The organism is Alkalinema pantanalense CENA528 (assembly GCF_050753345.1).
Classification (GTDB): Bacteria; Cyanobacteriota; Cyanobacteriia; order Leptolyngbyales; family Leptolyngbyaceae; genus Alkalinema; species Alkalinema pantanalense.
The window spans coordinates 54,506-65,353 of record NZ_JBLZFX010000027.1; the positions used below are offsets into that span (position 1 = coordinate 54,506).

A 10,848-nucleotide genomic window follows, 5' to 3' on the forward strand; every position below is an offset into this window, starting at 1 on the left:
ATAGCTATGCAGCCTGAACAACAGCAACGAATCATGGGTTACTTTATTGAGGAGGCAAAGGATCACCTCAATACCATTGAGCAGGGTTTGCTGAATCTGCAAAGCACGATCGAAGATCCAGAGATGGCCAACGAAGTGTTTCGAGCAGCCCACTCTGTAAAAGGTGGAGCTGCAATGCTCAATCTGGGCGGGATTCAGAAAATCTCTCACCGATTGGAAGACTATTTCAAAATCTTGAAAGAAACACCAGGGGTTCCCGTTGACCAAAAGTTAGAATCCTTGCTTTTGCAGGTGTTTGATTCCCTGCAAGGGTTACTAGAGCAATTGCAGGGGCCTTTTGGATTAACAGAGGACGCCTCCTCCCAGGCAATGGCGGCGGTAGACCCTGTTTTTGGTGAAATTGAACGTCATTTAACCACTTTAACGGCAGCGGCTAGTGGTAAACCAGCCGTTGCAAAACCTGATTCAACCATGGTGCGGATTTTCCAAGACCATGTGCCTTCCCAACTGCGGGAAATGCTAGAACTCTTTAAGCAAGCGGATGCTCAACCGGAAGGGCGACAGCAATTACAAGATCTCTGTGATGCTTTGAAAGCATTAGGGGAGCCCTTTAATTTGACGGGTTGGTGTAATCTCACAGAAACTGCACGACGGGCGATCGCCTGTCCAGATAATCCCTGGCGCACCCTTGCTCCTTTGGTAATCAAGGAACTTAAGCAAGGGCAGGAACTTGTCATTCAGGGCAAGGATGCGACACTCTACCCCAGTGATCAATTGGCAAGTTTAGTCCCGATCGCAGCGGAATTTGACTCGAATAGCGTTTCAGCCGCTGACTTTGCCAGTGCCTCCTTTGATGACTTGTTTGGGCAAGCTGCACAAGATGACTTATTTGCACAAGACGATTTATTTGCAACGGGCGCTCTAGAAGAATCCGGCGAAGGGGGTGATTTTGGTTTTCTGGAGGATAACTCCTCGGAGTTTGGTTTAGATGATTTGGATCTGGATGGGTTGGAACTGGAAAGTGCAAGTGCGAGCTTGATGGAGCTCGATGAACTTGATCTCGGAGATACTCTACCTGTAGATGAATTTGGTGGCTTATCTGAAGCCGCAGTCGTGGATGATTTGTTTGCCTTAGATGACAATGGGCCGGAAATGGGCATGGCAGAGCTCAATTCGTTGGCAGACTTGTTTGAAGGAGAAGTTCCTGACCTTGGCTCTACTTGGCAAGAAGAAGAGGTTCTGGTAGATGCAGAGTCATTGAATCTAGTGGGTGAGTCTTCGGTTGCCCCGACGGATGACAATCTGGATGACTTTTTGCTTGAAGAGGCGGCTAAAGGGCTGGAAACTCAGGATGCCGATGATCTGACAGATTTGTTTGGGGGAGATCTTTTGGATGAACTTTCCCAATCCTCTGATAGCACTGAGGTTGGTAATGGCGCGATCGTTGAGGGTTTAAGTCTGTCTGGAAATCTTAATGGATCCTTCAATGCAGGTGCAGATGGGTTGGATTTAGATGATTTAGGGTTGGATTTTCTGGAGATTGAGGAAAATCCCCAGGCTTCCCATGCAGAGGGGGGAATGCATGATGATTTTGGGATAGATGACGGTTTAGGCTTAGATAGTGAATCCCATGCCTCTCTGGATAATCTAGGCGAACTCTTCATGGGTCTAGATGAGAACGAATTCGACTTAACCAGCGGAGGATCTGAGGATATTTCTGCTCAAGGGGATTTATTAGCGATCGGGCTTGACACTGATGGGGATCAAGAACTTGATGACCTTGGAGGACTCGGGGATCTAGAGGATCTGGGATTGGATTTTGGAGACAATTGGGATGGTGCTGCTGCCACCCCTAACTCAGATTTGGATGCTGTTAGTGACTTGTTCAATACCACTGGCTTAGACGAGGAAACTACATTAGAAGAAACCACATTCCTGGGTGCGGACATCCCAGCGGATCTAGACTTTGATTTCGCAGACTTAGGGGGAGATTTTGCAAAGGATGCAGAGACTACGGAGAATGGCATGGAATGGCGAGAGGAGAATTTTCTCTCTGAAGCCAATCAAGTAGCGGTTTCCGTTGATTCTGAAATGGCAGATTTTCTCGGAGAAGACTTGAGTCAAGAGGCTGATGCCTTCAACTTAGATGGAACATCAAACGCAACCGGAGCATCCTCAGGGTTTGATCTGTTTGGTGAACTCGAAGGGTTAGATAATCTGTCGGGCAGTGTGACAAGTGATGAAACCACTTTTCTAGATCTGCCTGAGGAAGAGAATGAAACCGCTTTTCTAGGTCTGGGCATGGGGGATAACGCCATCACAGATCTTCAGGTGGAGGAGGGACAACTAGATAATCAACTGTTGGATATTGAGCCAGAACTAGCTGCCGATGCTCTAACAGAAGGAAGCTCATCAGGGTTATTGGGTGATGATCTGGGCTTCTCCGCGATTGAGGAATTGTCCCTTGATGCCAACTTGTGGGATGAAAACAATAGCTTAGATGAAATTGCTGACATAGGTAATGCATCCTCTTTTGCAGTGACTGAGAGGGCTGATTTAGGTTTAGATGATTTGGCGATCGATGATTTATCCTTGAGCGATTTGACCATTAGTCACAGTGCAGAGAATTCCCCAGAGACGGCTGAAGCGGATGACTTGAACGACCTGTTTGGTGAGGCTGGAACGCTAGATACGGGGGCAGTTCCTGACTTGGATTTAGAATCCGATCTGCTGGAGCTCAACGGTTTAGATGGCCTAGAGTTTGATGAATTAGACCATGAATTCGGAAATGAATTGAGTGTTGCTGATTCGCAAAAAAATCCTCTGGAAGATTTGGCGTTAGATGACTCGGCATTAAATGACTGGACCTTAGAGGGTTCCAGTGAAATGGAGGCAACGTCAGCTGATTTTGATGGTCTCTTCCCTGAGTCTGGATTCGATTTGGATGAGTCCCTCTCCTTGAATGATCTAGATGCTGGCTTGGACGAAGGCGGGACTGACTTGGTCGGCTCTCCTGATTTTCTTTCACCCGATTTTCTGGGTGGTGGAGATACTGTGGCAGCAGCCAATTTAGATGATTTGGATTTTAATTTAGATGAACCTTCGCCCTGGGACGATGAGGGATTGTCGGTTACGAATGCGGCGGACTCGATAGCGGCAGAAGAGATGGGTGAGTTAGAGAGTCTGTTGGGCTCAGATGCAGATCTTGCAATGGTGGATACCGACTCCTCAGAAGACGCTGAACTAGACGAATTTGGTTTCTTGATGAATGCAGGGATCGCGGCTGGTGCAGCGGGCTTTGGAGCTGCCGCATTGCATCAAACCTCTGACAGTCCAGAATTGGCGATGTCTGGGTTAGATGACCTGGATGGTTTGCTGGACATGGGGTCTCTGCAGGAAGATGGCTCCGAACTGCGATTGGAGACAATGGAGGTTTCTGGAGAGGGAGGAGCATTTGCAGATCTGGAGGCACTGTTAGGGTCGAATGATTCGATCGATCTCACCTCTGCCCCGGTCGATGGTGGGAATCATCAATTTTCTGATTTAGAGGCGCTACTCTCAGGCGGGGGCGAAATCGGAGAGTCGTTGCGGCTGGCTTCGGATCCAGAATTCGATGACTTAGAGCGATTGCTAGAAGATGGCGATAAATCGCTCCCCAGTGCTACATCTGGCTCGAAAGGCATGGCTCCTGCCCAAGCAGGTCGTAGAACGGTACGATCGAGCAAAGGGTTTAGCGAACAGACCATGCGGGTTCCTGTGAAGCACCTGGATAACCTCAGCAACCTGGTTGGGGAGTTGGTGGTTAACCGAAATAGTCTGGAACAGGATCAAGAGCGGCTGCGGCAATCGCTAGATAATTTGCTTTATCAAGTTCAGCAACTCAGCGATGTGGGCCAGCGGATGCAAGATCTGTATGAGCGATCGCTGCTGGAGAGTTCATTGCTCGCCAGTCGGCAAAGCCGCATGGCAGGAAGTCTTTCATTACAGCATGTGACAACTGCGCCGGAAGGCCAGCGGGAAAATCCAGTGGAATATGATCCTTTGGAAATGGATCGGTTCACGGGATTCCACTCGTTGTCCCAAGAAATGATCGAATTGATTGTCCGAGTCCGGGAGTCGGCTTCTGACATCGAATTTATCGTAGATGAAACGGATCAAGTCACACGCATGTTCCGTCAAGTCACGACACAGTTGCAAGAAGGCCTGACCCGGTCTCGCATGGTGCCCTTTGCCCAGACTGCTGATCGGCTGCCCCGAGCAGTGCGGGACATTGCCGTGAAATGTGGTAAGCAGGCGGAACTGGTAATTGAGGGTCGCGAAACCCTGATTGACAAGATGATTCTGGAGCATCTTTATGATCCCATGACTCACTTGGTCAACAACGCCATTACCCACGGAATTGAAACAGTGGAAGAGCGCCAGCAGTCGGGCAAGCCGGAAACTGGGCGGATTTTGATTCGAGCCTTCCACCAAGGGAACCAAACGGTGATTTCCGTTGCAGATGATGGCGCGGGAATTGATGTTGAGCGGGTACGCCAAAAAGCGATCGAGAAGGGGCTGATCACCAGCGCTGAAGCCCAAACCATGAGTCAGTTGGATATTTACGATCTCTTGTTCCATCCCGGCTTTAGTACAAGAGATAAGGCTGATGACTTTGCCGGTCGGGGCGTGGGGATGGATGTCGTGCGCACCAGCTTGAGTGAAATTCGAGGGGCGATTAATACGGATTCTAGTTTTGGCAAAGGCACCACCTTTACCATTCGTTTGCCACTGACCCTGAGTATTTCTAAGGCGCTCTGCTGCATTAGCGATCGGGCGAGAATTGCCTTCCCCATGGATGGGGTCGAGGATATGTTGGATCTGCCCAAGGAACGGATCCAAACAAACGCTGAAGGGCAAGAGTGCATTTCTTGGCGAGATACCTTGTTACCTTTGCGTCCTCTCACGGAACTTTTGGCACACAATCGTCACCTCAGCCGAGGTAATGTCTACGGTGGAAACCAAGAAGACGACATGGTGTCGGTGGTGGTTCTGCGAAGTGCTGGAAATTACCTTGCCCTCCAAGTCGATCAAGTTCTTGGTGAGCAGGAAATTGTAATTAAGCAACTGGAAGGGCCAGTGCCTAAACCGGTTGGGATTGCTGGGGCGACGGTGCTAGGGGATGGTCGGATTATGCCGATCGCCGATGTGCTGGAACTGATTGATCTCTCCATGGGTCGCATCCGTCGGGATAGTGGCAGCATGTGGGATCAAGGTGGCCAAGCGGCAGCCGAACCCGCCGCCGCGAAGACGGAACCGATGGTACTGATTGTGGACGACTCAATCACGGTACGTGAATTGCTGTCCATGACCTTTAACAAGGTGGGTTACCGGGTGGAACAAGCGCGCGACGGCCAAGAGGCTTGGGAAAAACTGAGATCGGGGTTGCCCTGCGACATTGTCTTCTGTGACATTGAAATGCCTCGCATGGATGGGTTGGAATTGCTCTCACGCATTCAAAAGGATCCTGCCTTGAAGCATCTTCCGATCGCGATGCTGACCTCTCGCGGAGCCGATCGTCACCGTCAAATGGCCTCCTCCCTGGGAGCCAGCGGCTACTTTACCAAGCCCTACTTGGAAGAAGCCCTGTTGGATGCAGCACAACGTATGCTGAAGGGAGAAGTATTGATGAGCAAGGAATAGCCTTTTATTTAAGCTGTGAGACCATGCTATTGGCTGGGTCGTAAGTAATTCCCATAGCAACTCTTCAGAGCTACCGATCGCGGAAGCAAGCTACTTAACAAAGCCTGCGCCCACGATTGGTGGCTATTTTTTCGACCTTCCCTTACTTGACAGTAATTCTTACTAAGCTTATGCTTAGATCTTGATAATAGTTACTAATAAGCTTGTATTCACTTTCTGGGTTCCTAATCTAATTTCAAATTGCAAAGTGGTTGTCAGGTTCATGGCGACACCTATGCAATACCTACTTGATCTAGATTGAATGAATCGCTCATGATCGATGGCTGAATGATTAAGTTGAACGAGCTTTTAGAAACTATTGATGAGTTTTTTGACGTTCCATATTGGTTTAAGACATGTTGTATGAACCTGTCTTAGCTCAGGAATGTCATTTTTGAGATTCTAATGAGAATTGCATCTTTTTTGGATTTCAGTTTGCTTTGTTGATTGTGATAGTCGATCGGGATAGACGGGATTTATGAGTATTACGAGACGTACATTTTTGGCCACGGGCGCTGCTTTTTCTGCGGTTGCATTCGAGCAAATTCTGCGGAGCCAAGCTGGACAAGCGAAGACAGATCAGGTCGTGAATCTCTACTCTGCACGGCATTACGATACCGATCGATCGATCTACGAAAGCTTTACGCAAAAAACTGGCATTAAGGTTAATTTGATTGAGGCGGATGCAGACAAGTTGATCAGCCGCATTCAAAGCGAAGGAGATAAAAGCCCTGCGGATGTGATTATTACCGTGGATGCGGGACGATTGGTGCGGGCGCAGGAGGCTGGCATCTTGCTGCCTGTGAAGTCGAAAACCTTGGAAACTGTGATTCCTAAGGAACTACGGGATGGTGCAGGCCATTGGTTTGGGATGGCAAAACGGGCGCGGGTGTTGGTTTATAACCGCGAGAAGGTCAGCGGTGATGAACTGAAGGGAATTAGTTACGAAAGCCTAGCGGATTCCCGTTGGAAAGGTCGGATTGTGACCCGTTCCTCCGGCCATGTCTACAACCAATCTCTGATCGGCTCCATCATTGCCGCCTACGACGAGAACAAGGCTGAAGAGTGGGCTAAGGGCATTGTCGCCAACATGGCGCGTCAGCCGGAAGGGAATGATACTGCGCAAATTAAGGCAGTGGCAGCGGGTCAAGGTCACATTACCTTCGTTAATCAGTACTACGTCGCTCGGTTATTCAAGTCCCAAAAACCAGAAGACAAGGAAATTGCTAGCAAGATTCGCATTGCTTTCCCGAACCAGCAAGGATCTGGAGCTTTGGGTCGGGGAACCCACATCAATATCAGTGGTGCCGCTGTGGTGAAGTCTTCCAAGAACCAAGAAGCAGCCGTTAAATTCTTGGAGCACTTAGCCAGCCGAGAAGCCCAAGAGATTTTTGCGAAGAGCAACAATGAATATCCTGTTCTGCGGGGGGTGGAGATGGATGCTGTACTGAAGGAGTTTGGCAGCTTTAAGGAAGATAAACTCAATGCTGAAATTTACGGTGTGAATAACGGTAAAGCGCTAGAGATTGCTAACCGAGTAGGTTGGAAGTAAAAATCTGGAAGTCATCCTCTAGACAACAGTTTTTTGATTGTCGTAATCAAAAATTTGAGATCGGTTCCATAGATTGTGCATGCACTATTGTAATTACTAGTGTGTGCACTTTTGTATGTGTTTATGTGTGTTTCCCATGGCTTGTGGTGACAATTGGGGAATTCTACTAATCTAACGAGTCTGGCGCGATCGCGTCATTTGCCAACTGAGCAAGATGACTGGAACTAAACCGACTAACACGATCGCCAAGGCAGAACCCGCCGCTTCAGATAATCGTTCATCGGCAGCCAGATTGTAGACTCGAACGGCTAAGGTATCGAAGTTAAATGGACGAACAATGAGAGTGGCCGGTAATTCCTTCATCACATCGACAAATACCAGCAGAATTGCCGTTAACAATCCACTTCGCAAGAGGGGAATATGAACCCGCCAAAGCGTACCGAACCAGCCTTCCCCCAGACTACGCGCCGCTTCATCTAGGCTGGGCTTGATATTAGTTAAGCTTGCTTCGACGGAATTCATTGCTACCGCAAGAAACCGAACGATATAGGCAAAAATTAAGGCTGTAACGGTTCCACTCACCAGCAAGCCTGTTGTAATGCCAAATTGCGCTTCTAACCAGTCCCCGATCGCCTGATCAATTTTTCCCAAGGGCAGCAGGATCCCAATCACCACGATCGCGCTTGGAACTGCATAGCCCAGGGCGGCTGCTTGGGTGGCAACCTTGGTTATCCATGTGTGATGTAACCGTTTACCATAATTCATCACCACCGCAATCACCATTGCAATCCCAGCCGTCATAAAAGCGAGCCAAAAACTATGTTGGGCATAGTCTATAAATTGACTGTCAAAGGCAATGTCGCGGTTAACCCAAGTCATGTGGGCGAGTAAGCCTGCCGGAACGACAAAACCCAAAGTCAGTGGCACGCCACAGGCCATCCAAGCCAGGAGCGATCGCCCCCAGCCAAGGGAATAGCGCGATAAATCCTGGATTCGATTGGCCGTCTGATAATATTTCGCCTGTCCCCGCGAGAACCGCTCAAAGACAATCAGCACGAGGATAAACCCCAAAAGGCACAGCGCCAATTGGATGGCAGCCCCCTGTTCTCCCATGTCAAACCAGGTGCGATAGATGCCTGTGGTGAAGGTTTGCACTGAGAAAAATTCAACGGTTCCGAAATCATTTAGCGTTTCCATTAAGGCTAAAGACAACCCCGCAATAATCGCTGGTCGCGCTAGGGGAATTGCAACTCGAAAAAAGCTTTGCCAGGGATTGCAACCCAGGCTGCGACTGGCTTCTAAAGTAACTACTGATTGGGTCAAAAAAGCCGATCGGGCAATTAAATAAACGTAGGGATACAACACTAACGTCAACATCAAGATTGCGCCAGGGAGCGATCGTACATTGGGGAACCAATAGTCCTCCGCCGATTGCCAACCAAAGAGTTGCCGCAGCGTGCTTTGGACGGGGCCGTAGTAGTCCAGCAATTCTGTATAGGTATAGGCCAGGATATAGCTAGGAGCTGCCAAGGGCAGGAGCATCGCCCATTCAAAAAAACGACTGCCTGGAAAGCGACAGAGCGTCACCAGCCATGCGGTTCCTGTCCCGATCGCCGCTACACCCACACCCACGCCCACCATCAACCAAATGGAGTTCATAACATAGGTTGGCAGTACGGTGGTTGCTAGATTCTGCCAGACTGCCCCAGAATCGACCCACAGTCCCCCTAAAATGGCCCAAATCGGCGAAGATAGGATGATCGCCAAGCTGACGATTGTGGCAATCCATAGCCAATTGCCAATGCTTTGACCCCACAGGGCGATCGCATTCCCAGGAGTCGATCGCGGTTGCATTCCACGCTGCATGATTCTTCCGTCACTCACTAATTGCCCTATTAGAAAATTATTTCAGATATCCTGGAGTCTGCGCCGTAGAATTATTGATGAATACTTGCAATAAATTAAATTTCCCTTGCTGGAAGCTGCTGGAAGCTATATGTCTGCCAATCTTTCCTCTGCGAATACGCCCATGAATTTTCCCACTCCAATGGGGGCTGAACCCGTCATTTTGCATCTTGATGCTGTGACCAAACAGTTTCCCCAGACGGCAGTGGCAGCCGTGCAAAACATTTCGATCGCACTTCAAGAGGGAGATTTGCTGGGGTTGCTGGGGCCGTCGGGTTGCGGCAAAACGACGTTATTGCGGATGATTGCTGGGTTTGAGCAGCCGAGTGCAGGGCAGATTGTGCTGTCAGGGCAGGTGGTGGCGACGCCCGATCGGGCCATTCCTCCTGAAAAACGCAATGTCGGCATGGTGTTTCAGGACTATGCCCTCTTTCCCCATCTAACGGCAGGGGAGAATATTCGCTTTGGTTTGACGAAGTTGGGGTTGACGCGGGCAGAACAAATCGATCGGGTGCGGAATGCGATCGGCTTAGTGGGATTGGAAGGATTGGAAAAACGCTATCCCCACCAACTGTCGGGGGGACAGCAACAACGGGTAGCCTTGGCCCGTGCCCTTGCGCCCCGTCCGCAATTGATCTTGCTAGATGAACCGTTGAGTAATTTGGATGCCCAGGTGCGACTTCGGCTGCGCCAGGAAATTCGATCGATTTTGAAGCAAGCGGGGATTTCTGCCGTTTTCGTCACCCACGATCAGGAAGAGGCACTGTCAATGTGCGATCGGGTGGCGGTGCTGTCGAAGGGACGTTTAGAGCAATTGGCCACGCCCGAAGACCTCTATCAGCACCCAGCAACGCAATTTGTGGCCGAATTTGTCGCCCAAGCTAATTTTGTCAACGCAGTCCGGCAGGAAGACCATTGGGTCACGGACTTAGGGAATTTCTCGATCGAGCAATTGTCTTCAGCGACTAGTAATTTTGCTAATTCTGCCAGCAATGCAACCTTACCGATTAATGCAACATCGCCGACTAAAGTAACATTAATGATTCGGCAAGAAGATTTGCAACTTTGCCCCGATTCTATGGGGAACTTTAAGATCTGCGATCGAGAATTTTTAGGACGGGAGTATCGTTATCGGCTGGTGAATGCAGCGGGTGTCGAACTTCATGCTCGAACCAGCGATCGGATTGCGCTCGAGGATTGCGTAACCGTGAAAGTGCGGGAAAATCGGTTTGCAGTATTGCCCGATTAACCCAACTTGATGCGCCTAAATTGCATAACTTGCATGAGATCGAGCTTGAACAAAATATCTGATTGACACACGGTCTACCTTCCTGCTGACTACGAAAGGTCTGTGCGTTCCTATCCGGTAGTCTACCTGCTACACGGGTAGTCAGGCCGATGATACCGCTTGGATTACCTACGGGGAAGTTCATTCCTGGACTTACTGGCGCAGTGGATTCGCCCCCGCCTTGGAATTTATTAGCGCAACCTTTCGTCGATCGTGAAATGAAATTGCTAATAGAAAAGCTAATGGATTAGTATCAACTTCTATCAATCAATAGTCCGGACAATTTTAGCGAGGCAGGAGTGGACAGAGAAGCTATCCATCGGATAGGGTGCAAATTAATCCAAAACGCACCGGATGGATAGCCATATGGAAAATATTGTAC

At 49.3% G+C, this 10,848-nt stretch carries 4 protein-coding genes; 3 read left to right on the plus strand and 1 reads right to left on the minus strand.

The features are described from left to right. Positions 1-6: 6 nt before the first annotated feature. Positions 7-5,682 (plus strand): hybrid sensor histidine kinase/response regulator, encoded by a 5,676-nt coding sequence (locus ACN4EG_RS11330; RefSeq protein ID WP_431629534.1) that lies wholly within the window; start codon positions 7-9, stop codon positions 5,680-5,682. Between the two features lie 517 nt (positions 5,683-6,199). Then, positions 6,200-7,273, plus strand: a complete 1,074-nt coding sequence (locus ACN4EG_RS11335; protein WP_431629535.1) for a Fe(3+) ABC transporter substrate-binding protein — start codon at positions 6,200-6,202, stop codon at positions 7,271-7,273. Positions 7,274-7,444: 171 nt separating this feature from the next. Here the strand turns inward: ACN4EG_RS11335 and ACN4EG_RS11340 are convergent, their stop codons facing one another. Continuing rightward, the gene (locus ACN4EG_RS11340) at positions 7,445-9,139 is read right to left on the minus strand and encodes an ABC transporter permease (protein ID WP_431629536.1); all 1,695 of its coding nucleotides are present in this window, start codon (positions 9,137-9,139) and stop codon (positions 7,445-7,447) included. Positions 9,140-9,302: 163 nt separating this feature from the next. Between ACN4EG_RS11340 and ACN4EG_RS11345 the strand changes: the two genes are divergently transcribed. Beyond that, positions 9,303-10,427 (plus strand): ABC transporter ATP-binding protein, encoded by a 1,125-nt coding sequence (locus tag ACN4EG_RS11345; RefSeq protein WP_431629537.1) that lies wholly within the window; start codon positions 9,303-9,305, stop codon positions 10,425-10,427. Positions 10,428-10,848 lie beyond the last annotated feature (421 nt).